This window comes from Flavobacterium anhuiense, from assembly GCF_050990855.1.
GTDB lineage: Bacteria > Bacteroidota > Bacteroidia > Flavobacteriales > Flavobacteriaceae > Flavobacterium > Flavobacterium anhuiense_C.
In genome coordinates, this window is sequence record NZ_CP158861.1 from 2,962,532 (window position 1) to 2,985,479 (window position 22,948).

General features: G+C 34.3%; 22 protein-coding genes. 13 read left to right on the top strand and 9 right to left on the bottom strand.

Features of this window, described 5'->3' with window-relative positions; genetic code table 11:
• Positions 1 to 39 precede the first annotated feature (39 nt).
• Positions 40 to 810, top strand: coding sequence for a nucleoside triphosphate pyrophosphohydrolase (mazG, locus tag ABTV69_RS13185; RefSeq protein ID WP_125719529.1), 771 nt, complete (start codon positions 40 to 42; stop codon positions 808 to 810).
• Here mazG and ABTV69_RS13190 read toward each other — a convergent pair.
• Positions 807 to 1,490, bottom strand: a complete 684-nt coding sequence (locus ABTV69_RS13190) for a Crp/Fnr family transcriptional regulator (RefSeq protein WP_306159830.1) — start codon at positions 1,488 to 1,490, stop codon at positions 807 to 809. The genes mazG and ABTV69_RS13190 overlap by 4 nt on opposite strands.
• 203 nt (positions 1,491 to 1,693) lie before the next feature.
• Here ABTV69_RS13190 and ABTV69_RS13195 point away from each other — a divergent pair, with 203 nt between their 5' ends.
• From ABTV69_RS13195 to ABTV69_RS13230, 8 genes are all read left to right on the top strand, one after another.
• The gene (locus ABTV69_RS13195; RefSeq protein ID WP_433829449.1) at positions 1,694 to 4,081 is read left to right on the top strand and encodes a heavy metal translocating P-type ATPase; all 2,388 of its coding nucleotides are present in this window, start codon (positions 1,694 to 1,696) and stop codon (positions 4,079 to 4,081) included.
• A gap of 127 nt (positions 4,082 to 4,208) precedes the next feature.
• Positions 4,209 to 4,400: a cbb3-type cytochrome oxidase assembly protein CcoS gene (gene ccoS, locus ABTV69_RS13200; protein WP_433829451.1), complete on the top strand. Its 192-nt coding sequence runs from the start codon at positions 4,209 to 4,211 to the stop codon at positions 4,398 to 4,400.
• A 2-nt stretch (positions 4,401 to 4,402) separates the two neighbouring features.
• Entirely contained in the window at positions 4,403 to 6,586 is a 2,184-nt protein-coding gene (gene ccoN / locus ABTV69_RS13205; RefSeq protein ID WP_433829453.1) for a cytochrome-c oxidase, cbb3-type subunit I, read from the top strand.
• A gap of 7 nt (positions 6,587 to 6,593) precedes the next feature.
• Positions 6,594 to 6,788 carry a cbb3-type cytochrome oxidase subunit 3 gene (locus tag ABTV69_RS13210; protein ID WP_433829455.1) on the top strand — a complete coding sequence of 65 codons (195 nt, stop codon included), beginning with the start codon at positions 6,594 to 6,596 and terminating at the stop codon, positions 6,786 to 6,788.
• Positions 6,789 to 6,790: 2 nt separating this feature from the next.
• Positions 6,791 to 7,726 carry a cbb3-type cytochrome c oxidase N-terminal domain-containing protein gene (locus ABTV69_RS13215; RefSeq protein WP_433829457.1) on the top strand — a complete coding sequence of 312 codons (936 nt, stop codon included), beginning with the start codon at positions 6,791 to 6,793 and terminating at the stop codon, positions 7,724 to 7,726.
• Positions 7,727 to 7,736: 10 nt separating this feature from the next.
• Positions 7,737 to 9,155 carry a cytochrome c oxidase accessory protein CcoG gene (gene ccoG, locus ABTV69_RS13220; RefSeq protein WP_433829458.1) on the top strand — a complete coding sequence of 473 codons (1,419 nt, stop codon included), beginning with the start codon at positions 7,737 to 7,739 and terminating at the stop codon, positions 9,153 to 9,155.
• A gap of 12 nt (positions 9,156 to 9,167) precedes the next feature.
• On the top strand, positions 9,168 to 9,617 hold the full coding sequence (locus ABTV69_RS13225) for a FixH family protein (protein ID WP_433829460.1): 450 nt from the start codon (positions 9,168 to 9,170) through the stop codon (positions 9,615 to 9,617).
• A 5-nt stretch (positions 9,618 to 9,622) separates the two neighbouring features.
• Complete coding sequence (locus ABTV69_RS13230) at positions 9,623 to 10,324, top strand: sulfite exporter TauE/SafE family protein (RefSeq protein WP_433829462.1); 702 nt, start codon at positions 9,623 to 9,625, stop codon at positions 10,322 to 10,324.
• 19 nt (positions 10,325 to 10,343) lie between these two features.
• On the opposite strand, the gene hemN is transcribed toward ABTV69_RS13230, so the two are convergent.
• The 7 genes from hemN to prfB form a co-directional block, all read right to left on the bottom strand.
• Positions 10,344 to 11,708 (bottom strand): oxygen-independent coproporphyrinogen III oxidase, encoded by a 1,365-nt coding sequence (gene hemN, locus ABTV69_RS13235; protein WP_433829464.1) that lies wholly within the window; start codon positions 11,706 to 11,708, stop codon positions 10,344 to 10,346.
• Positions 11,709 to 11,828: 120 nt separating this feature from the next.
• Positions 11,829 to 12,305 (bottom strand): hypothetical protein, encoded by a 477-nt coding sequence (locus ABTV69_RS13240; RefSeq protein ID WP_433829466.1) that lies wholly within the window; start codon positions 12,303 to 12,305, stop codon positions 11,829 to 11,831.
• Between the two features lie 109 nt (positions 12,306 to 12,414).
• A complete protein-coding gene (locus ABTV69_RS13245; RefSeq protein ID WP_433829468.1) occupies positions 12,415 to 12,765 on the bottom strand; it encodes a hypothetical protein in 351 nt (116 codons plus the stop codon).
• 96 nt (positions 12,766 to 12,861) lie between these two features.
• The gene (locus ABTV69_RS13250) at positions 12,862 to 13,284 is read right to left on the bottom strand and encodes a DoxX family protein (RefSeq protein ID WP_433829470.1); all 423 of its coding nucleotides are present in this window, start codon (positions 13,282 to 13,284) and stop codon (positions 12,862 to 12,864) included.
• Between the two features lie 122 nt (positions 13,285 to 13,406).
• Positions 13,407 to 15,035, bottom strand: coding sequence for an acyl-CoA carboxylase subunit beta (locus ABTV69_RS13255; RefSeq protein WP_433829472.1), 1,629 nt, complete (start codon positions 15,033 to 15,035; stop codon positions 13,407 to 13,409).
• A gap of 158 nt (positions 15,036 to 15,193) precedes the next feature.
• Positions 15,194 to 15,640, bottom strand: coding sequence for a peptide-methionine (R)-S-oxide reductase MsrB (msrB, locus tag ABTV69_RS13260; RefSeq protein WP_433829474.1), 447 nt, complete (start codon positions 15,638 to 15,640; stop codon positions 15,194 to 15,196).
• 54 nt (positions 15,641 to 15,694) lie between these two features.
• Positions 15,695 to 16,793 (bottom strand): peptide chain release factor 2 gene (gene prfB / locus ABTV69_RS13265; RefSeq protein WP_433829476.1). Its coding sequence is split into 2 segments (ribosomal slippage): positions 15,695 to 16,729 and positions 16,731 to 16,793, totalling 1,098 coding nucleotides; the frame shifts between segments, so codons are not numbered across the junction.
• Positions 16,794 to 16,944: 151 nt separating this feature from the next.
• Here prfB and ABTV69_RS13270 point away from each other — a divergent pair.
• Positions 16,945 to 17,964 (top strand): threonine aldolase family protein, encoded by a 1,020-nt coding sequence (locus ABTV69_RS13270; RefSeq protein WP_433829478.1) that lies wholly within the window; start codon positions 16,945 to 16,947, stop codon positions 17,962 to 17,964.
• A gap of 93 nt (positions 17,965 to 18,057) precedes the next feature.
• On the opposite strand, the gene ABTV69_RS13275 is transcribed toward ABTV69_RS13270, so the two are convergent.
• Complete coding sequence (locus ABTV69_RS13275; protein ID WP_433829480.1) at positions 18,058 to 18,378, bottom strand: YbaB/EbfC family nucleoid-associated protein; 321 nt, start codon at positions 18,376 to 18,378, stop codon at positions 18,058 to 18,060.
• A gap of 144 nt (positions 18,379 to 18,522) precedes the next feature.
• Here ABTV69_RS13275 and ABTV69_RS13280 point away from each other — a divergent pair, with 144 nt between their 5' ends.
• From ABTV69_RS13280 to ABTV69_RS13290, 3 genes are all read left to right on the top strand, one after another.
• Positions 18,523 to 20,583 carry a S9 family peptidase gene (locus tag ABTV69_RS13280; protein ID WP_433829482.1) on the top strand — a complete coding sequence of 687 codons (2,061 nt, stop codon included), beginning with the start codon at positions 18,523 to 18,525 and terminating at the stop codon, positions 20,581 to 20,583.
• Between the two features lie 71 nt (positions 20,584 to 20,654).
• Complete coding sequence (locus ABTV69_RS13285) at positions 20,655 to 21,695, top strand: PLP-dependent cysteine synthase family protein (protein ID WP_433829484.1); 1,041 nt, start codon at positions 20,655 to 20,657, stop codon at positions 21,693 to 21,695.
• Between the two features lie 342 nt (positions 21,696 to 22,037).
• On the top strand, positions 22,038 to 22,937 hold the full coding sequence (locus tag ABTV69_RS13290) for a LamG-like jellyroll fold domain-containing protein (protein ID WP_433829486.1): 900 nt from the start codon (positions 22,038 to 22,040) through the stop codon (positions 22,935 to 22,937).
• The last annotated feature ends 11 nt before the right edge of the window (positions 22,938 to 22,948 follow it).

The following is a 22,948-nucleotide window of genomic DNA, read 5'->3' on the forward strand; positions in this document are numbered from 1 at the left end:
TTTTACAAAATCGAGTTTAAATCAAAAGAAAACTTCAAAATGAGCAGAGAGAACCAGTTAAAAGCATTTGAGAGATTATTGAATATCATGGATGAACTTCGTGAGCAATGTCCGTGGGATAAAAAACAAACCCTTCAGACATTAAGACATTTAACAATCGAAGAAACGTATGAGTTGGGCGATGCTATTTTGGACAACGATTTAAATGAAGTCAAAAAGGAATTGGGTGATTTACTGCTTCATATTGTCTTTTACGCTAAAATAGGCAGTGAAACTAATGATTTTGATATTGCTGATGTTTGTAATGAAATCTGCGAAAAACTAATTCACCGTCATCCGCATATTTATGGAGATGTAAAAGTTGAGAATGAAGAAGAAGTCAAACAAAACTGGGAAAAACTTAAGCTTAAAGAAGGCAAGAAATCCGTTTTAGAAGGCGTGCCGAGAAGTCTTCCTGCATTGGTTAAAGCAAGCAGAATTCAAGATAAAGTAAAAGGTGTGGGCTTTGATTGGGAAGAACCTCATCAGGTTTGGGATAAAGTACAAGAAGAACTGCAAGAATTGCAAGACGAAGTAAAAACTGGAAATCAAGATAAAATTGAAGACGAGTTTGGCGACGTTTTGTTTTCTATGATTAACTATGCAAGATTCTTAAATGTAAACCCAGAAGATGCTTTAGAAAGAACTAATAAAAAGTTCATTAAACGTTTTCAGTATTTAGAAAGTAAAGCAAACGAATTAGGAAAACCATTAATGGATATGACGCTTACAGAAATGGATGTTTTTTGGAATGAAGCTAAAAAACTTTAGTTGTCGGCTAATTTTTTTAAAGCTCGAACGTCTTTAAGCATAATTTTTTTACCAACTAATTCGATTAAACCCAATTTATTAAAATCAGATAATAAACGAATACAGCTTTCTGTTGCCGTACCAATAATACCAGCAAGTTCTTCTCTTGTCAATTGCACTCGAAGCGTTTTATCAGTGTCTTCGCCAAATTCGTCATGCAGATGCAATAATGTTTCGGCAAGTCTCTGTTTAACGGTTTTTTGAACTAAGGCAATTTTTTCGTTTTCAGATTCTTTTAAATCTTCGCATACAGATTGCATTAGATTTAAAGAAAACTGATTGTTATTATTGAAGAAATTAATGATTTCTGTTTTAGGAATAAAACAAACCTCCATGTCGGCAATCGCTTTTGCAGTTAAGTTTGCCGGCTCGTTGCTAATCATAGAGCGCTGTCCAAGAAGTTCGCCAGATTTAACCAATTTTACAATTTGGTCTTTTCCGTTCGCACTCAATTTTGAAAGTTTACCAACACCATCTTTTATACAAAAAACACCATTGGTTACTTCGCCTTCTTCAAAAATGGCTTCACCTTTTTTTATCTTATAAGAGGTTTTGCTGCTGGCTAGTTTAATAACTTCGTCTTTGTTAAGGGCTTTTAATGAGCTTAGCTGGCGTACAATGCATTGATCACATTTATTCATGACAATAATTTGTTTGCTGCAAAAATAAGGATATTTAAGGGTTTTAGCCATTATTATATCGTAAAATTATTATAAATTAGAATTGACCTTAATTCGGACTGTTTTATTTTATTAAATTAGAATTCAATTTCAATATAACATGACAATTATCATCTTAATAATTGTGCTTTAATTGGAAATTTGCGACATATAAAAACAAGTTTATGAGGGAGCAAAGTTGTTTTCATTGTGGTTTAACTATTGAACAAAATGAAGAAATTGATTTTGATGATAAAAAGTTTTGTTGCACTGGCTGTAAAACAGTTTACGAAATTTTCAGCATCAATGATCTGACATCTTATTATGATTTTGAAAAGTCTCCAGGTGCCACTCCGCAAGACATCAAAGGAAAATATGATTTTTTAGAAAATGAAACCATTCTTGCAAAGGTTTTAGAGTTTCAGGAAGGAAACACATCAATTGTTTCACTGAATATTCCACATATTCACTGCAGTTCTTGCATTTGGATTTTAGAAAATTTAAATCGTCTTCAGCCTGGAATTAGCATTTCTCAGGTTAATTTCCATGAAAAGAAAGTTAGAATTACCTTTAATTCAGATGTAGTTTCTTTAAAAGATATTGCTTATCTCTTAAGTTCAATAGGATATGAACCTTACATTAGTTTAGAAAATTACGGAACAGAAAAGGCAAAAGTTGATCGAAGTCTAACCTATAAACTAGGTGTTGCATTTTTTTGCTTCGGAAATATTATGCTGCTTTCATTTCCAGAATATTTCGAGATGAAAGAATTTTGGTTGGATAGCTACAAACCGTTTTTCAGATTATTGATTTTTCTTTTAGCGTTACCAAGTTTCTTGTATTCTGCAAGTGGTTACTATATTTCAGCTTATCATAGTATTAGAACTAGAATGTTAAATATTGATATTCCAATCGCTTTGGGAATTATCGTGATGTTTATTCGCAGTACTTATGATATGCTGATGGATCACGGTCCTGGATTTTTTGACAGTTTGGGAAGTTTAGTATTTTTTATGCTTCTTGGAAAAATGTTTCAAATCAAAACCTATAGTTTTTTAAGTTTCGAAAGAGATTTTAAATCGTATTTCCCAATTGCTGTTACTAAAATTAATAAAGATGCTTCTGAGGATAATGTCGCTATTTATGATGTTATAAAAGGTGACCGATTGCTTATTCGAAATCAAGAACTTATTCCTGTTGATGGAATTTTAATTAGCGAAAGTGCAGAAATAGATTATAGCTTCGTAACAGGTGAGGCAGTGCCGATTACGAAGAAATCTGGAGATAAAGTATTTGCAGGAGGAAAGCAGATTGGAAAAGTAATCGAAATGGAAGTATTGCATTCTGTTTCACAAAGTTATCTGACTCAGTTATGGAGTAATGAAATTTTTCAGAAAAAAGTAGATCAGAAACACAAAACCATAACAGATGCAATAAGCCGATATTTTACCCCTATTTTATTGCTAATTGCATTTGCCGGTTTTGGATATTGGATTTTTATTGACGCCAATATTGCTTTTAACGTTTTTACAGCCGTATTAATTGTAGCTTGTCCTTGTGCGTTGGCGCTTACGGCTCCGTTTACTTTTGGAAACATACTGAGAATTTTAGGCAAAAAGAAATTTTATCTAAAAAATGCCATCGTAATAGAACAACTTGCAAAAGTTGATACGATTGTTTTTGATAAAACAGGAACAATTACAACTAATAAGAAATCGAATATAATATATGAAGGAAATCCTATTTCAGATTCAGATATTGTGTTGATTAAAAATGTGTTACGAGGATCTAATCATCCATTAAGCCGAATGTTGTATGATTTTCTGCCAGAAGCCAGACGTATTACTGTAGATGATTTTCAAGAAATTACAGGAAAGGGAATTTTGGTGGCTATTGATGGAAAAGAAATTAAGATTGGTTCAGGACAATTTGTAGATAATATAGTCGCAGATGGTTCAGAAATTGAGAAGACAGCTTTGCATATTAAAATAGGAGGAATTTATTTCGGAAAGTTTACTTTCCAAAATCAATATCGAGAGGGGCTCGAAAAGCTTTTTGTCAAGCTCAGCAAAGAGTATCAGATTAAAGTGCTTTCAGGAGATAATGATGGTGAAAGAGCAAATCTAGAGGCTATTCTGCCAAACGGCACCGAATTGATATTCAATCAGAAACCAGAGCAAAAACTCGAATACATAAAGAAACTTCAGGAAAAAGGACAAAATGTAATGATGGTCGGCGACGGACTGAATGATGCTGGAGCGCTGGCACAAAGCAACGTCGGGATTTCAATTTCAGAGAATGTGAATGTCTTTTCACCTGCGTGCGATGCGATTCTTGATGCGTCTGAGTTTTCACGTCTAAACTACTTTTTAAAGCTTTCGCATAAAGCGATTTCTATCATTAAAATGAGTTTTACACTTTCATTACTTTACAACGTTGTAGGGCTTGCATTTGCAGTTACAGGAAACCTTCTTCCATTGGTTGCTGCGATCATCATGCCGTTGAGTACAATTACTATTGTAAGTTTTGTAACTTTTATGTCTAACTATTTCAGCAGTAAGAATTTAGAATAATTATAAATTGTTCAAAGCGATGGTTTTATAAGGTATTTTTTATAAATTTAACTATCTTTTTGTTCATGATAATTATCATATTTTATGCGCCTTTAACGAAGTAATTTTGTTAATATAAATCTAAGGTATGAGTGTTATTTATCTATTAATTTCAGTAAGTATTTTTGTGGCAATCTGTTTCTTTATTGCCTTTATCGCGGCTGTCAAATCTGGACAGTATGATGATGATTATACCCCTTCAGTCAGAATTCTTTTTGATGACGAAACCAAAGTTAATTCCCAAAATAATAATTCACCAATCGAAGAAAAACAAGTATAATTATGGAAATGGAACAGTTTTATTACGACAACAAAATTGTAAAAAAATTCATTTACGCCACAATACTCTTTGGGGTTGTGGGTATGTTAGTGGGACTTACCCTTGCGGTAATGTACCTTTTTCCCAACATGACAGATGGGATTTCGTGGCTTAGTTACGGCCGTTTAAGACCATTACACACCAATGCAGTTATTTTTGCCTTTGTGGGTAATGCCTTTTTTGCCGGTATGTACTACTCGCTACAAAGATTGCTAAAAGCCAGAATGTTTAGTGATTTTCTAAGTAACCTTCATTTCTGGGGATGGCAGTTAATTATTGTAGCAGCCGCAATTACACTTCCGTTAGGTTATACTTCTTCTAAAGAATATGCAGAGCTAGAGTGGCCAATTGACATCGCAATCGCTTTAATTTGGGTTGTAATGGGAATCAATATGATTGGTACCATGCTGCGTCGTAGAGAGCGTCACCTATATGTAGCGATCTGGTTTTACTTAGCAACATTTGTAACAGTAGCAGTATTGCATATCTTTAACAACATCGAAATTCCGGTTTCAGGTTTAAAAAGTTACTCTGTTTACGCTGGTGTCCAAGATGCGCTTGTACAATGGTGGTACGGACATAATGCTGTAGCATTCTTCTTGACAACTCCGTTCTTAGGATTAATGTATTATTTTGTTCCAAAAATTGCAAACAGACCAGTTTACTCATACAGATTATCTATTATTCACTTTTGGTCTTTAATCTTTATTTATATCTGGGCGGGACCACACCACTTATTGTATTCTGCATTGCCAAACTGGGCACAGAATTTAGGGGTTGCATTCTCAGTAATGTTAATTGCTCCATCTTGGGGAGGTATGATCAATGGTCTTCTTACATTAAGAGGAGCTTGGGATAAAGTTCGTGAAGAACCAGTTTTAAAATTCTTTGTAGTAGCGATTACGGGTTACGGTATGGCAACTTTTGAAGGCCCTATGTTATCTTTAAAAAATGTAAATGCTATTGCGCACTATACAGACTGGATCGTAGCACACGTACACGTAGGAGCTTTAGCTTGGAATGGTTTCATGTCATTTGCTATTATCTATTGGTTAATTCCACGAATGACAAAATCAGAGTTGTTCTCTAAGAAATTAGCAAACTTCCATTTCTGGATTGGTACTTTAGGTATTATTGTATATACAATTCCTTTATATGTGGCTGGTTTTCAACAAGCTTCTATGTGGAAACAATTTAATCCAGACGGAACTTTAACTTATGGAAACTTCCTTGAAACAGTAACGGCTATTATGCCAATGTACTGGATGAGAGCTATTGGAGGTACGTTGTACTTAATAGGTATGCTGACATTGGTTTACAATATTATTATGACTGTAAAAGCTGGTAATACAATTGAAGATGAATTGGCTCAAGCTCCAGCTTTGCAAACAATAAAAAGCAGTAGATTAAGTGGAGAGAAATTCCATTCATGGTTAGAAAGAAAACCAATTCAGTTAACTATTCTAGCAACTATTGCAATTTTAATTGGAGGTATTATTCAGATTGTGCCAACGATAATGGTGAAATCAAATATTCCAACTATTTCAAGTGTAAAACCATATACTCCGTTAGAACTTGAAGGACGTGATTTATACATTAGAGAAGGTTGTGTTGGATGTCACTCTCAGTCAGTTCGTCCATTCAGAAGTGAAGTAGAACGTTACGGAGTGCAGTCTAAAGCTGGAGAGTTTGTTTACGACCATCCATTCTTATGGGGATCAAAACGTACGGGTCCAGATTTATTAAGAGTAGGTGGTAAGTACAATGACAACTGGCACTTTAACCACATGTGGAATCCGCAAAGTACATCTGCTGGATCAATTATGCCAGGTTACAAATGGTTGTTTGATAATAAACCAATGGACATTTCATTGACTCAAAAGAAAATGCAAGCAATGATTTCATTAGGCGTGCCATATTCTCCAGAAGATGTTGCCAATGCACAAAGAACTTTAAGAGAGCAGGCAGTTAAGATAGAAAAAAGCTTAGAAAGCGATCCTGATTTCGTAAAAAGTTACGAAGACAGCCGCAAAAAAGCTGCAGCAAAAGGCGAGAAATTCATTCCGATGAACGAAAGAGAAATCGTGGCACTGATCGCTTATATTCAAAGACTTGGTACTGATATTAAAGTAAAAGAAACTAAATAACAGCATTATGTTTGAACAAATAAAACACAATATGGAAACAATATCGGGTATAGAAATTTACCCGATTATTTCCCTCTTGATTTTCTTCCTATTCTTTGTAGGATTAGGTATTTGGGTATTTTCTTATAGAAAAGAAAAAATTCAAGAAATGAGTAATATACCTTTAGATGAAGGACTTAGTGTAATCACAAAAGATAGTTAAAAATGAAAAAGTTTTTCCCAGTATATGTTAGAGTACCGTTGATTTTCTTCATCGTATTTGCTTTGATGGAGTATTTTATAGACTCAGGCGATAAGCCCGCTTTTATAAAATTCCCTATGGTTTCGCTCTTTTTATTTGTCTTTTTGTTTATTCTGATTGCAATCGAAATTACGCTTAGCGCTGTAAATCGAGTGATGTATCAATTATTATCACCAGAAGAAAAAGCACAAAGAGAACTTGAAGAAAGTTTAAGTTTTAAAGAAAGCACGTGGTTTAAAAATCTAATGCACAAATTGACTAAAACTGAGCCAATTGAAAAAGAAGCCGACTTATTGATGGATCATGATTATGACGGAATCAAAGAGCTGGATAATAATTTACCGCCTTGGTGGGTGTATTTATTCTACATCTGTATCATTTTCGGAGTAATTTATGTAGTTCGTTATGATGTTTTAGGTGCCGATGACCAAGAAATGGAGTTGAAAAAAGAAATGGCTCAAGCAAAAATTGATGTTGAAGAGTACATGAAAACTGCTCCAGATTTGATGGACGAAAAAACAGTTGTTTTATTGACTGATGAACCAAGTTTAGCAGCAGGAAAAGAAATTTTTACAACAAACTGTGCTGCATGCCACCGTGCCGATGCAGGAGGACAAATTGGACCAAACCTTACAGATGATAAATGGATTTTAGGAGGAGGAATTAAAAATCTGTTCCATACCATTACAAATGGAGGTCGAGACGGAAAAGGGATGATTGCTTGGAAGGGAACGCTGAAGCCAAAAGAAATACAAAAAGTTGCAAGTTATATTCTGTCTTTGCAAGGAAGCAATCCTAAAGATCCAAAAGAAGCAGAAGGAGAGGTTTGGGTAGACGATAGCGCTCCTAAAACTGATTCTGCAGCAACTACAAAAGATACCACTGAAGTTAAAAAATAATTAGAATACCATGTCAAATTTACCAGACGAAGCTTTTAGAAATACCATTGGAACAATAGATGAAGGTGGTAAACGGAAATTTATTTTTCCTAAAAAACCGTCTGGTAAATTTTACGATTACCGAAAAATTGTTAGCTACGTTTTATTGGCAATTTTATTCATAAATCCGTTTATCAAAATAAATGGAAACCAATTTATGATGTTCAATATTATCGAACGTCGTTTTAATATTTTTGGATTCCCTTTTTGGCCACAGGATTTTTATCTCTTCGTAATTTCAATGCTAATCGGCGTTGTGTTTATACTCTTATTTACCGTTGTTTTCGGAAGGATTTTTTGCGGATGGATTTGTCCACAGACTATTTTCTTAGAATTGGTTTTCCGTCGAATAGAATATTGGATTGATGGCGATCGCGGAGCCCAAACTCGCTTAGCAAAACAAGAATGGAATGCAGAAAAAATTAGAAAGAGACTCACCAAGTGGACTATTTTCTTTGTAATTTCTTTCCTTATTGCTAATGTTTTTCTTGCTTATTTGGTAGGAAGCGACCAATTATTTTTAATGATTGAGGAGGGGCCAATTGCGCAGGCTAGTAATTTTATAGCACTACTTATATTTACCGGAGTTTTCTATTTTGTTTTTGTATGGTTTCGTGAACAGGTTTGTATTATTGCTTGTCCGTACGGAAGATTGCAAGGTGTTCTATTAGATAATAAATCTATAAATGTTGCTTACGATTTTGTTAGAGGTGAAAAAGAAGAAGGTCGTGCAAAATTTAATAAAAAAGAGGATAGAGCATTAACAGGAAAAGGAGATTGTATCGATTGTCTTCAATGCGTACACGTTTGTCCAATGGGAATTGATATTCGAAATGGAACTCAATTAGAATGTACTAACTGTACTGCTTGTATTGACGAATGTGATCATATTATGGAATCTGTAGGATTACCAAAAGGATTAATCCGTTACGCCTCTGAAGATGAAATTGCAAAAAAAGAGCCTTTCAAATTCACCTCAAGAATGAAGGGTTATTCAGCTGTTCTTTTTATTTTGTTGAGTATTTTTGTTGGAATGTTGTTTTTAAGAACGGATGTTCAGGCAGTAGTTTTACGTTTGCCTGGTCAGTTGTTTCAGCATAATGGAGAAAAAATCAGTAACGTTTACACTTATAAAATTGTAAACAAAACCATGAAAGAGTATAATGATATTCATTTCGAATTAATTGATCAAAAAGGAGAAATTAAAAATGTGGGAAAAAGGCATTTTAAAGTTGCCAAAGAAGGAATTTCTCAAGGAACATTATTTATCGAAATTGATGAAGTTTTATTGGAAAGTGATAAAACAAAAGTAAAAATAGGAGTTTATAATGGTTCGCAACTCTTAGAAACTACAACAACAAATTTCTTAGGACCACGAAGTTTTAATTAAAAATATACTATTATGAAATTTAATTGGGGAACTGGAATCGTCATTGCGTTCGGATTGTTTATGACGTTTATTTTATATTTTGTTTTTGAAGTGCAATCAAATTCTAAATACGATAATGATTTGGTTGTTGAAGAATATTACAAACATGACACGCATTTTCAGGAAGAAATGGCAAGAATTCAAAATGCTCATGATTTACAGCATAAGCCATCAATCAAATACACAGAAAATGGTGTAGCTGTAACTTTTCCTGCAGGATTTGAAAGTGATAAAGTGAAAGGAAATATTCAATTGTATAGACCTTCAAACAAAAAATTCGATTTTAATACTCAAATTGCTTTAACGAATTCAGAAATTATTATTCCACAGAAAAAACTATTGAAAGGACGTTGGGATGTAAATATGGAATGGCAATATGAGGGAAAAAAATATCTCACTAAAGAAGTTATTTACGTAAACTAAACGCCATGTTATTTTCAGCTTTCTTTTTAGGTTTAATCAGTAGTCTGCATTGTGTTGGAATGTGCGGGCCCATTGCCATGATGCTACCTGTAGAAAGGCAAAATGAAGCCAAAAAAGTAACGCAAATCATGACGTATCATTTCGGCCGATTAACAGCTTATGCTACGATCGGTTTAATTTTTGGTTTACTTGGAAGAGGTTTTTTCTTAGCAGGGTTACAACAGAAAATGTCAATAATTATTGGTGTAATTATGATTATTGTTGTTTTGATACCAGAAAAGAAATTTGCTCAATATAATTTTTCAAAACCAGTTTATAAACTCATTTCAAAGGTTAAAGCCAATCTTGGAAGTCAGTTTAAAAATAAGAGCTACAAATCTCTTTTAACAATTGGTCTTCTAAATGGATTTTTGCCTTGCGGAATGGTTTATGTTGCCCTATTTGGAGCAATTGCCATGCAAAGTGCGGGTTACGGTATTCTTTACATGCTTTTATTTGGAATCGGAACAATACCACTTATGACAGTTGTAGTTTATGTTAATACATTGTTGAAATTGCCATTTCGAAATAAAATTCAAAAAGCAATTCCTTATGTAGCGGTTATAATTGGAGTTTTATTTATCCTGAGAGGACTAGGTTTAGGAATACCTTATATCTCGCCTTCAAATATGAGTTTATTTGTACAGCAGACTCCAAACTGCCACTAAAAAATATATTTAAAAAATTTTATACAGTCATCGAAAACAGATTTGTTTCCGGTGACTTTCTTTTTAGATGTAAATCAAAAGCCATACAAATATTACGTACAAATGGTCTTCCTTCTTCTGTAATTTTGATTTTATTACTTTCGATAACAATTAAATTATCGTTTTCGATTTCTTTTAAAGCTATTAAAACTTCTGGAAGTTCAGTGAAGTTTAGCGATTCTGCAGTCCAGGAAGTTTCCAGTTCGCATGTTAGATTAAGGATGTGCTTTCTAATGATAAGATCCTCATCGTTCAAAATATGACCTTTTACAACAGGAAGTTTATCAGATTCTAAAATTCCATAATATTCGTCAATATTTTTGGTGTTTTGCGCAAAACTGTACCAGCTGTCGCTTATAGAAGAAACGCCAAGACCAATCATAACTTGTGTTTTAGAAGCGCTATAACCCATAAAATTTCTATGCAGTTTTCCGTTATGTGCAGCTTTGTATAAACTGTCATCTGCTAAAGCAAAATGATCCATGCCAATTTCATGATAACCGTTTTGAATTAGGAGTTTTTTTCCTATTTCATACAGTTTTCTTTTTTCTGCATCTTTTGGAAGGTTCTCTTCATTAAAGCCACGTTGTCCGTTTCCTTTTATCCAAGGTACGTGCGCATAGCTGTAAAAGGCTAATCTGTCTGGTTTTAATGAATTTGTTTTTTCGACCGTATCAATTACATCTTCGATAGTTTGAAACGGAAGTCCGAAAATAATATCATGTCCAATAGAAGTATAGCCAATTTCTTTAGCCCAAAAAGTAACTTTGGCAACATTATGAAATGGCTGGATTCTATTAATCGCTTTTTGAACCGTTGCAGAGTAATCCTGAACGCCAAAGCTTACTCTGCGAAAGCCTAAATCATATAGCTTCTTAAGTTGTTCGTAAGTTGTATTGTTTGGATGTCCTTCAAAACTGAATTCGTGATTTTCTGCTTTTACAGCGTGATCAAAAATCCCATTAATAAGACTTTCTAAATTTTCTTTTGAAAAAAATGTTGGAGTTCCTCCACCTAGATGTATTTCTTTAATTACAGGTTTTTCTGGAAGTAAATCGCAGTACATTTTCCATTCTTTTAAAACCGCCTGAATGTATTTTTCTTCTACCGAATGATTTTTGGTAATACGTTTGTTGCATCCGCAAAACGTACACATGCTCTCACAGAAAGGTAGGTGAATGTATAAACTGATTCCGTTCTTTGAATTACTTTCTGTGAATGATTTTTGTAAAGTTGTGATCCATTTTTCTGCTGTAAAGTCAGCTTCATTCCAATACGGAACTGTCGGATAGCTAGTATATCTAGGACCTGGGACATTGTACTTTTGAGTCAAAGAAATTTTCATAATGACGGATTTAGTTTATATCAAAGTTAAAATTTCGGCAGAAGATGGAAAATGACAAATATCATATAAGCTGTAAAAAAAAAGAGACTCAAAATTGAGCCTCTTTTCTGAATTAAATAACTAACGTGATATAGAATCTTGGATGATTTTAAGCCATTTTTTCGCAAACTGATGATCTTGATAGACACTTATCTGTTTGATGCGGTCATCATCAAAATCATAGAATGGAATTAATATTTTTTTAGAGGTTTCTTTTTCTTGAAATTCGAAATCAATTTTGATAATTGTGTCAGAACCAGCGTCTGTTGTCGGAATTAATTTGCATGAAGCAATTGTATTTAAATCGACAAATATTGATTCTTGCTGATTTGGATTGAAGTTCATTAAAATGAACTTATTGTTTTTTTGATCGATTGTCAATGTTTTATTGTTAATTGATTCTGTCAAATCAAACTCTTCTGGATGATTTGGATTAAATCTTTTCTTGATGTTTAAAATTCTCGATTTGCTTGCTGCAGATGAACGTGCAGAGAAATATACAGGGATAGCGACAATAATTAAAATCACAATACCCATTATTGTGGTAGTAGTTTCCATAATATTTTTTAATGAGATAAATAAATGATATGCAAAACAGCTTTCGGTTTGAAAACGGTTATGTAAGTGCTTGAAGAGTAGATCTTCTAAAGAATAATCAAGTATTTATTTACCAGAAAAAATGGAAAGCATAGAGTATGACTAAAACCTTTTTACTTTGAGTGGTAAAGATTTTAGTATATGCTATCGTAGAGATAACGGTTTGATGCTGTGGGATAAGCGGTAAAAGCGTATCAAAACATTTAATAATTCCTCCTGTAGGATTTGTTTTGAGGTTTGCCGCAAATTGATAACTTCCCTGTGGCTGGATAAAAGCCGACGAATCGGGAATGTCTTTGCAGAAGTTGGTATCCGATTTTTCTGTTTCAATTATACGCGTAGAAGCCTGATCTGCCTGATTGGCAAACAATCCTACTAGCAAAAGCGTAATGAAAACAATGGTTTTACGAATCCAATTCATGTCGGCGAATTTAAGTCATAAAACGCAATTAAAGAAATTTTATAGAATTAATTAACACTCAAAAAAAAGTCCTCAGTAAAATGAGGACTTAAGAAGTTATTGTTGCATTTTAAAATAATAATCTGCTGAGTGTTTACCGCTTCCGTAGAATAAAAAGAATATGCAGACCAATAAAACGATAACTGCTAAAGCTAAACTTTCGGAATGCATTTTTCCCATGGAATTAACGAGTACTGCACCAAATAAAATTGGTAATTGAGCTGCAATTGCCCATCTCGTTAAGAGTCCAAAAATAATCATTATACCACCAATCATGTGGGCAGGAGCAATGTAATGCAGCATAAACATACCTCCGCCATACTTATCGATAGGGGAAATCAAATCATGCAGGTATTGAATATTGGTGACGAAAGAGACACCTTTCATAAATAAAAATCCACCCAAAACAATACGTACTAAATCAACTGGTAAATAAGTGTGCGAATTCGCCCATTTATTCAAAATTTTTACATTTTCCATGATGTTGTGTGATTAAAAATTATGTACTAAGTTACTAATTTTTAATTAGATATTTATTTTTAACACCTTTAAAATGAATTTTTTGCTTTTTATTTAACGTATCGTTGAGAATTCTTGAATCGCTATACTTGGATGACTCCTAAATTAAATGGTTTTTGAATAGGAGCGTGGTTTGCCGCTTCGATTCCCATCGAAATCCAATTGCGGGTTTCTAACGGATCGATAATAGCATCTGTCCATAATCTTGAAGCAGCATAGTAAGGAGAAGTCTGTTCGTCATAACGTGCTTTTATTTTATTGAATAGCTCTGTTTCCTTGGCTTCATCTACTTTTTCTCCTTTTGCTTTAAGCGAAGAAGCTTCAATTTGCGCTAATACTTTTGCGGCTTGAGTTCCGCCCATTACCGCAAGTTCGGCACTTGGCCAAGAGAAGATTAAACGAGGATCATAAGCTTTACCGCACATGGCATAATTTCCAGCTCCGTATGAATTTCCAACGATAACCGTAAATTTAGGAACTACTGAATTACTTACCGCATTTACCATTTTAGCACCATCTTTAATAATGCCGCCATGTTCCGATTTTGAACCTACCATAAAACCGGTAACGTCTTGTAAAAACACCAAAGGAATTTTTTTCTGATTGCAATTGGCAATAAAACGAGTTGCTTTATCGGCACTATCAGAATAAATTACCCCTCCAAACTGCATTTCGCCTTTTTTGGTTTTAACAACTTTTCGTTGGTTAGCAATAATTCCGACAGCCCAACCATCAATTCTGGCGTAACCAGTAATTAGAGATTGCCCGTAACCTTCTTTATAAGCTTCAAATTCTGAATTATCAACCAAACGCTTAATGATTTCCATCATATCGTATTGTTCGGTTCTAGCTTTCGGAAGAATGCCGTAAATATCATTTGGTTCTAAAGCTGGTTTTTCGGCTTTGATTCGGCTGAAGCCTGCTTTATCATAATCACCAATTTTATCAACTATATTTCTGATTTTATCTAAAGCATCTTTGTCGTCTTTAGCTTTATAATCGGTTACTCCCGAAATTTCGCAGTGTGTTGTCGCGCCACCTAAAGTTTCATTGTCGATTGTTTCGCCAATGGCAGCTTTCACCAAATAGCTTCCCGCAAGGAAAATACTTCCTGTTTTGTCGACTATCAGAGCTTCATCGCTCATAATAGGAAGATAAGCGCCACCAGCAACACAGCTTCCCATAACGGCAGCAATTTGGGTGATTCCCATGCTGCTCATTTGAGCGTTATTTCTAAAAATGCGTCCGAAATGCTCTTTGTCTGGAAAAATTTCGTCTTGCATTGGCAAATAAACTCCTGCACTGTCTACAAGGTAGATAATTGGAAGTCTGTTTTCCATTGCAATTTCTTGCGCGCGAAGGTTTTTCTTTCCTGTAATTGGGAACCAAGCTCCGGCTTTAACCGTTGCATCATTAGCCACAACTATACATTGTTTTCCTTTAATGTAGCCAATTTTTACCACAACACCTCCCGAGGGGCATCCGCCGTGTTCTGGGTACATTCCTTCGCCAGCAAAACCTCCAATTTCAATACTTTTCGAATTTTCATCCAATAAATAAGCAATTCTTTCGCGAGCAGTCATTTTGCCTTCAGCATGAAGTTTTTTGATTCTTTTTTCGCCTCCACCTAGTTTTACTTTAGCAAATTTCTGTTTTAGTTCTGAAAGAAGTAATTTATTGTGATCTTCGTTTTTATTGAAGTTTAAATCCATGATATAGTGTTGATTTTATAAAATAGTGTTGGCTAATTTACAAAATCAATTGAAATAAAACGAATCGGGATATTTTGAAATTTAGAAGATATTAAAATAAAAAATCGACTCATTTTACATAAAAATGAGCCGATTTTGTTTGATATTGAAATAGAAAACTATTCTTTTACTTTAGTCAAAGAAAGTGCATTAATGCAATAACGTAATCCGCTTGGCGGAGGGCCATCAGGGAAAATATGTCCCAAATGCGAATCGCAAACATTGCAAGTTACCTCAACGCGAATCATTCCGTGCGATCTGTCGGCATGATATCCAACCGCATTTTCTTTCACAGGTTGTGTAAAAGAAGGCCATCCTGTTCCAGACTCGAATTTTTCGCTCGCATCAAATAATAAAGTGCCACAGCATTTACATTCGTAAATTCCTGGCTCAAATAAACTGCACATTTCTGAGCTAAAAGATCTTTCAGTTCCTTTTAAACGTGTTACCTGAAATTCTTCTGGAGTTAGAATTTGTTTCCATTCTGCTTCCGTTTTTTCCACTCTTTTATCCGGAGTTGGATTTCCTTTATTTGTAAAATGAATTACATCTGCCCATTTTATCATAACGTTTTGTTTTTTTCTTTCAAGTTTCAGGTTTCAAGTTGCTGTGACTGAATACTATTCCTCTTCTTTCTGTCCCATCATCATTAGATAGGCTTTAAGGAAAGGATCGATATTTCCGTTCATTACACCATCAACATCGCTGGTTTCGTAACCTGTACGAACGTCTTTTACTAATTTATAAGGCTGCATTACGTAATTACGAATTTGCGAACCCCATTCGATTTTCATTTTTCCAGCTTCAATGTCGGCACGTTGCGCTTGCTGTTTTTTTAATTCGATTTCATACAATTGAGACCGAAGCATTTGCATAGCACGCTGTCTATTGTCTTGTTGAGAACGAGTTTCAGAACATTGAATCTGAATTCCAGTTGGTTTGTGAACTAACTGAACTTTAGTTTCAACTTTATTTACGTTTTGTCCACCCGCACCACTAGAACGAGAAGTTGTGATTTCGATATCGGCAGGATTAATGTCGATTTCGATACTGTCATCAACTAAAGGATAAACGTAAACCGATACGAAAGAAGTATGGCGTTTTGCATTACTGTCAAATGGCGAAATGCGAACCAAACGGTGAACACCATTTTCTCCTTTTAAATATCCGAACGAATAATCTCCTTCGAATTCTAAAGTTACGGTTTTAATTCCAGCAACGTCGCCTTCCTGAAAGTTAAGTTCTTTGATTTTGTAGCCATAACTTTCTCCCCACATCATGTACATACGCATCAGCATTCCTGCCCAGTCGCAACTTTCAGTTCCTCCAGCTCCAGCAGTAATTTGCACTACAGCGCTTAAACTGTCGCCTTCGTCAGAAAGCATGTTTTTGAATTCGATGTTTTCAATGTGAGCTTGTGCGGCATCATACTGTTCGTCTAATTCATCTACAGAAAGTTCACCTTCTTTATAAAAATCATGCGCCAGCTGTAATTCTTCTGTTAAGGATACAGCTTTATCATAATCTTCAATCCATTTTTTCTTGTTTCGAAGGTTTTTTACAATGTTTTCTGCTTCTTTTGGGTTGTTCCAAAAATCAGGAGCGAAAGTTTTTTCTTCTTCGTTGGCAATCTCGATTAGCTTGGCATCGACGTCAAAGATACCTCCTCAACGCACCAAGGCGCTCCACAATACCTTTTACTTGTTCGGCTGTTGTCATAAATTAATTAATAGGTTTTTATATGTTTTTTAGAATTATTACGTTAATTTGGTCTATAGAAACGAGCGAGTTAAATTTTATTAAACTTGCTAAGAATAACTATTTGTAATACGTAATTTTGCATACAAAAATAAGATATAGTTTTTAGAATATGGAAATAAATTTAATCAGCGATACCATAACAAAGCCTACTTATGAGATGCTTCAGTATATGTTTAACGCTCATGTCGGCGATGATGTATACAAACAGGACCCAACGGTGATTGAATTAGAAAACAGAACGGCAGAGTTTTTTGGAATGGAAGCTGGGCTTTTTTTTCCTTCTGGAACTATGGCAAACCAGACGGCAATTAAGCTGCACACGCAACCAGGCGAACAGTTAATTGCTGATAAATATGCTCACGTTTATCATTATGAAGGAGGAGGAGTTTCTTTTAACAGCGGTGTTTCTTGCTGCTTAATAGATGGAAACCGCGGAATGATAACGGCTGCGCAAGTAAAAGCGGCGATAAACGATCCAGAATTTTATCATAGTCCACTTACGAGTTTGGTTTGTGTAGAAAATACAACCAATAAAGGAGGTGGAGCTTGCTACGAATTAGAAGATTTAAGAGAAATAAAAAAAGTTTGTGACGCTCATAATTTAAAGTTCCATTTGGATGGCGCTAGAATTTGGAATGCGTTAGTAGCTAAGAGACAGAATCCTAGAGAGTTTGGAGCTATTTTCGATACGATTTCGGTTTGTCTGTCTAAAGGATTAGGTGCTCCAATTGGTTCGGTACTGCTTGGAAGTAAAGCTGATATTCACAGAGCGTTGAGAATCAGAAAGATATTAGGTGGAGGAATGCGCCAAGTGGGTTATTTAGCCGCAGCTGGACTGTATGCTTTAGCTCACAATATCGAAAGATTGGCAGAAGACCACCGCAGAGCAAAAGAAATTGCTAAAATTCTAAGCACAAAACCTTGGATTTCTGCTATTGAACCTGTAGAAACCAATATTTTAATTTTTTCGCTTGCGGAAGGGTATAGCGATCAATTATTAATTGAGAAATTAAAACAGAAAAATATCCTAATAAGTTCTTTAGGGCATAATAAACTTCGTATTGTAACGCATTTAGACTATAAAGAAGTGATGCATACTTATGTTTTGGAAACACTTTCGAAGTTCTAAGAAAAGGCTCAAAGGTGCAGAGGTTCAAAGGCGCAAAGTTTTAAAAGCTTTGAGAGAAAACTTTGAACCTCTGCACCTTTGAGCCTTTGTTCCTTATTTAAACAAGTTGTCCATTCCAGGAATAGAAGGCATATCCATTCTAGCTACGGCGTCTAATTCTCTTTCGTTTACGCTTGTAGCTTTTTCAATAGCTTTATTTAATGTTACAATTAAGTAGTCTTCCAGTTGTTCTTTATCTTCTAATAAAGAATCGTCTACAGAAATTGATTTTATTTTTCGGCTTGCTGTAATTGTAACTTTTAATAATCCGTCAGCGCTTTGTTCATCAATCAAAACAGTATCTAAACGCTTTTTTGTATCTTCAATTTTTTGTTGGGTCTCTTTAAGTTTACCCATCATTCCCATTAAATCCATTTTTGTTGATTTTTTAAATTATTTCAGACAAAATTAGTATATTGCTGTGTGAATTCAATAGAATAATTTAAGAAAAAATTAATCCTGTTCTGTTGGGTTTGTGTTATTTTTGCGTCTTCATATTAAAAAATTAATGCTTAATAAATGCAAAATGATATATCGGCCCCAAAGGCTAAAATAATACCTAAGACATTAAAAAAACATAAAGAATCCAGAATTGATAACTATTTCTGGCTTAACAACAGAGAAGATTCTGAGGTTATAGATTATCTAAATAAGGAGAATGCTTACTATGAAAGCATGACTTCTCATACCCAAAAATTAAAGGATAGTTTGTTTGAAGAAATGAAAGGAAGAATTAAAGAAGACGACTCTTCTGTTCCTTATTTCTATAACGGATATTTTTATATTACACGTTTCGAAACAGGTCAGGATTACCCAATTTTTGCTAGAAAAAAAGGAAGTCTTTCTGCGGAAGAAGAAATTCTTTTTAATTGTAACGAAATGGCAAAAGGACATGCTTATTTCAAATTAGGAGGTTTAAGCATTAGTCCAGACAATAAATTTGCCAGTTTCGGAGTGGATATTGTAGGAAGAAGAATCTACACCATTCAGGTTAAAAACTTAGAAACAGGAGAAATCTTGGCTGATAAAATAGAAAATGTTACAGGCGCTTCTGTTTGGGCAAATGACAACAATACGATTTTTTATGTCAGACAAGACGAAACAACTTTAAGAGCAGATAAAGTTTTTAGGCATAAATTAAATACCAGTTCAGAAAATGATGTTCTGGTTTATGATGAAGTTGATGATACTTTTAATGTATCAATAAGCAAAGAAAAATCAAAAAAATATATTGTAATTGGTTCTGGAAGTACTTTGACAACAGAATATAGAATTTTAAATTCTAATAATCCAGATGGGGAATTCGCTGTTTTTCAGCCTCGCGTTCGCGGATTGGAATATAGTATTTCTCACTACGAAGATTCTTTCTATATTTTGACCAATAAAGATAAGGCGACTAATTTCAAATTAATGAAAACGCCAGAAGATAAAACAGGAAAGAAAAACTGGGTAGATCTTATTCCGCACAGAGAAGACGTTTTGTTGGAAGATATTGAGATTTTTAAAAACTATTTAGTTGTTGAAGAACGCTCAAACGGATTAAATCATATCAGAATCATGCCTTGGGGAGACGAGCCAGATTATTATCTTCCTTTTGGCAGTGAGACGTATAATGCCTATACAACAACAAATGTTGATTTTGATACTGATATTTTGCGTTACAGCTATCAATCGTTAGCAACGCCGTCTTCTGTAATTGATTTTAATATGAAAACTAAAACCAAAGAAATCTTAAAAGAACAAGAGGTTTTAGGCGGAAAGTTTGATAAAAACAATTACGTAGAGGAAAGAGTTTGGGCAACAGCAAGAGATGGGGTAAAAGTGCCTATTTCTATGGTTTACAGAAAAGGATTGGAGAAAAATGGCAAAAATCCATTGTTACTTTACGCATACGGTTCGTACGGAATTACGATGGATACTTATTTTTCTTCGACAAGATTATCGCTCTTAGACCGCGGATTTGTTTATGCCATTGCACATATTAGAGGAGGTGAGGACTTAGGAAGACAATGGTACGAGGACGGAAAACTGTTAAAAAAGAAAAATACCTTTACAGATTTCATCGATTGCTCTAAATTTGTAATTGACCAAAAGTTTACTTCTCCCGAACATCTATATGCTGAAGGAGGATCTGCCGGCGGACTTTTAATGGGAGTGATCGTAAATGAAGCTCCTGAATTGTATAATGGCGTTATTGCTCAGGTGCCTTTTGTAGACGTAATTACCACGATGCTGGATGATAGTATTCCGCTTACAACTGGAGAGTATGATGAATGGGGTAACCCAAACAACAAAAAGTATTACGATTATATGTTGTCGTATTCGCCTTACGATAATGTAAAAGCGCAGGAATATCCTAATATGTATGTGTCTACGGGTCTACACGATTCGCAGGTACAATATTGGGAGCCAGCTAAATGGGTTGCGAAATTGCGGGATTTAAAAACAAATAATACGCTTTTGTTTCTAGATACTAATATGGATGCAGGTCATGGCGGGGCTTCGGGACGTTTTGAGGCTTTAAAAGACTTAGCAAAAGAATTTAGTTTTTTATTAGATTTAGAAAAAATTAAAAGCTAATTAGAAATTTTTTGTTAAATTTGCAACCTATCAAGGTTAATTTAAAAAGACCTTCGATTAACTATTTTTTTATGAAAGAAGAAATAACTGCTTATAATAATGTTTTAGAGTTAATAGGAAACACCCCCCTTATTAAGCTAAATAAAATTACCGAAGAGTTAGAAGGAAATTTCTACGCAAAGGTAGAAGCTTTCAACCCAGGTCATTCCTCAAAAGATAGAATAGCATTATATATTATTGAAGAAGCCGAAAGAAAAGGAATTCTATCGCCGGGAGATACCATTATCGAAACAACCTCTGGTAATACAGGTTTTAGTTTAGCAATGGTAAGCATTATTAAAGGCTACAATTGTATTTTGGCGGTAAGCTCAAAATCATCTAAAGATAAAATTGACATGTTGAGAAGTTTAGGCGCCAAAGTGTATGTGTGTCCTGCTCACGTTTCTGCAGATGATGAAAGATCTTACTATAATGTAGCAAAACGTTTGCACGAAGAGACAAAAGGTTCAGTTTACATTAATCAATATTTCAATCAGTTAAATATTGATGCTCACTACAACACTACAGGTCCAGAAATTTGGGAACAAACAAAAGGACAAATAACGCACTTAGTTGCTTGCAGCGGAACAGGAGGAACTATCTCTGGAACTGCAAAATTCTTAAAAGAGAAAAATCCAAATATTAGAATACTAGGAGTTGATGCTTTTGGATCTGTATTGAAAAAATACCACGAAACAAGAGAATTCGACAACAAAGAAATTTATCCTTACCGTATAGAAGGTCTTGGTAAAAACTTAATTCCGTCTGCTACAGATTTTGATATTATTGATAAATTCATGAAAGTAACCGACGAAGAAAGTGCTCATTCGGCAAGAGAGGTTACTAGAAAAGAAGGTTTATTTGTTGGGTATACTTCTGGAGCAGTAATGCAAGCCATTAAACAATATGCGGAAGAAGGAGAATTTACAAAAGATAGCAATATTATTGCAATTTTCCCTGATCATGGTTCTCGTTATATGAGTAAAGTATTCAGCGATGACTGGATGAACGAGCAAGGTTTCTTTGACAGTGTTAATGAGGAAGAAGCTCAAAAAATTGAATTCGTAAAGTAAATAAGTACTTTTGAAATATAGAAACTCCATTCGAAATTTCGAATGGAGTTTTTTTTGCACCTTTCTAAAAAATGTGTATTTTTATTAAAGTTAAATTTAACGTATTTATTAAAAATACCGTATTTATACGTAAGAATTTATTAGTTTTACTGATTTTAGTTTAAAATTTTTGTAGTATTATTGATTTTAGAAAAATAGTTTTTACAACGGTAAAATGCATATAAAACTTTATTTTAACGAGTATTTAGGTAATTTGTCGGAAAAATTTTAACTCCCTATCATAATAATATAGTTTAGCGGTATTAAAATAAAATAGTTGTTTAATCCCTAAAATCTACTATTATGAAAAAATTACTACTAACAGTATTGTTTGTAAGTTTTTTGAATGTGAATGCACAAACACCGATTCAGGAATTTAACTTTAATGGTACTTTAAACAATACTGCAAATACCACTTCATTTATCGGCGCTTATAATTTCGTAGCTGACAGAGCAGGTGCAATAAAAGGGGCACAGCGATTAAATAATAAAGCCTTAGAAGCTGTAATCGATAATTTACCCCAAGGAAATCACTCAAGAACAATTAGTATCTGGGTTAAATTTAATGATATTTCAAACGCAAATTATATTTGGGGTTACGGAAATCCGCTAAATGCTCAATATTGTGGTTTATTGCAGCAAGGAACGACTACTTCTAACTCTGATTTGAGTTTGGCTGCTTGGGGAACTTCTAATGATGTTATAGTGTCTACGACTCTTGAAAAAAGCGTTTGGTATAATTATATTATTACGTATGAGGGAGCCATGTCTAGAATATACCGTGATGGCAAGTTGCTGAAGTATCTTGAGGGTATGACGAGATCTACTAATGGGAACATTTTTAGATTGGGCGAAATCAATACGATGGTTGGAATTAATGCCGATATAGACGATTTAAAGATCTATGATGTCGCTTTAACTCCAGATCAAGTAAAAGCGTTGTATGAAAACGAAAAAACGGCTGGTTTATTGGTTTCAGCACCTGTAGATGCTAAAACAGTAAAAACAGCCGTGAAAGCTAAAGCAACACATGAAACCATTGTTGCATCAAGCGATATAAACAGTGCGCCCAAAACGGTTGAAGTGTATTCGCAAGGGCAAAAAATAATGGGAAGCAATGCTACTAATATAAGTGATCTTCCAGAAGGAACTTATTTATTAAAAATTACCAGTTCTCCGTCAAAGAAAATTACTTCTAAATAAAGGTTTTTTTA

What these genes read in the sequence shown, in the direction of transcription:
- ABTV69_RS13280 (WP_433829482.1), top strand. Translation starts at nt 18,523, where the DNA reads ATGCAAAATGATATATCGGCCCCAAAGGCTAAAATAATACCTAAGACA.
- hemN (WP_433829464.1), bottom strand. Translation starts at nt 11,708, where the DNA reads ATGAAAATTTCTTTGACTCAAAAGTACAATGTCCCAGGTCCTAGATAT.
- ABTV69_RS13250 (WP_433829470.1), bottom strand. Translation starts at nt 13,284, where the DNA reads ATGGAAAATGTAAAAATTTTGAATAAATGGGCGAATTCGCACACTTAT.
- ABTV69_RS13270 (WP_433829478.1), top strand. Translation starts at nt 16,945, where the DNA reads ATGGAAATAAATTTAATCAGCGATACCATAACAAAGCCTACTTATGAG.
- ABTV69_RS13275 (WP_433829480.1), bottom strand. Translation starts at nt 18,378, where the DNA reads ATGGATTTAATGGGAATGATGGGTAAACTTAAAGAGACCCAACAAAAA.
- ABTV69_RS13290 (WP_433829486.1), top strand. Translation starts at nt 22,038, where the DNA reads ATGAAAAAATTACTACTAACAGTATTGTTTGTAAGTTTTTTGAATGTG.
- ccoS (WP_433829451.1), top strand. Translation starts at nt 4,209, where the DNA reads ATGAGTGTTATTTATCTATTAATTTCAGTAAGTATTTTTGTGGCAATC.
- ABTV69_RS13190 (WP_306159830.1), bottom strand. Translation starts at nt 1,490, where the DNA reads ATGAATAAATGTGATCAATGCATTGTACGCCAGCTAAGCTCATTAAAA.
- ABTV69_RS13245 (WP_433829468.1), bottom strand. Translation starts at nt 12,765, where the DNA reads ATGAATTGGATTCGTAAAACCATTGTTTTCATTACGCTTTTGCTAGTA.
- ABTV69_RS13255 (WP_433829472.1), bottom strand. Translation starts at nt 15,035, where the DNA reads ATGGATTTAAACTTCAATAAAAACGAAGATCACAATAAATTACTTCTT.
- ABTV69_RS13210 (WP_433829455.1), top strand. Translation starts at nt 6,594, where the DNA reads ATGTTTGAACAAATAAAACACAATATGGAAACAATATCGGGTATAGAA.
- ABTV69_RS13230 (WP_433829462.1), top strand. Translation starts at nt 9,623, where the DNA reads ATGTTATTTTCAGCTTTCTTTTTAGGTTTAATCAGTAGTCTGCATTGT.
- ABTV69_RS13285 (WP_433829484.1), top strand. Translation starts at nt 20,655, where the DNA reads ATGAAAGAAGAAATAACTGCTTATAATAATGTTTTAGAGTTAATAGGA.
- ABTV69_RS13195 (WP_433829449.1), top strand. Translation starts at nt 1,694, where the DNA reads ATGAGGGAGCAAAGTTGTTTTCATTGTGGTTTAACTATTGAACAAAAT.
- ccoN (WP_433829453.1), top strand. Translation starts at nt 4,403, where the DNA reads ATGGAAATGGAACAGTTTTATTACGACAACAAAATTGTAAAAAAATTC.
- ABTV69_RS13215 (WP_433829457.1), top strand. Translation starts at nt 6,791, where the DNA reads ATGAAAAAGTTTTTCCCAGTATATGTTAGAGTACCGTTGATTTTCTTC.
- mazG (WP_125719529.1), top strand. Translation starts at nt 40, where the DNA reads ATGAGCAGAGAGAACCAGTTAAAAGCATTTGAGAGATTATTGAATATC.
- ccoG (WP_433829458.1), top strand. Translation starts at nt 7,737, where the DNA reads ATGTCAAATTTACCAGACGAAGCTTTTAGAAATACCATTGGAACAATA.
- ABTV69_RS13240 (WP_433829466.1), bottom strand. Translation starts at nt 12,305, where the DNA reads ATGGAAACTACTACCACAATAATGGGTATTGTGATTTTAATTATTGTC.
- msrB (WP_433829474.1), bottom strand. Translation starts at nt 15,640, where the DNA reads ATGATAAAATGGGCAGATGTAATTCATTTTACAAATAAAGGAAATCCA.
- ABTV69_RS13225 (WP_433829460.1), top strand. Translation starts at nt 9,168, where the DNA reads ATGAAATTTAATTGGGGAACTGGAATCGTCATTGCGTTCGGATTGTTT.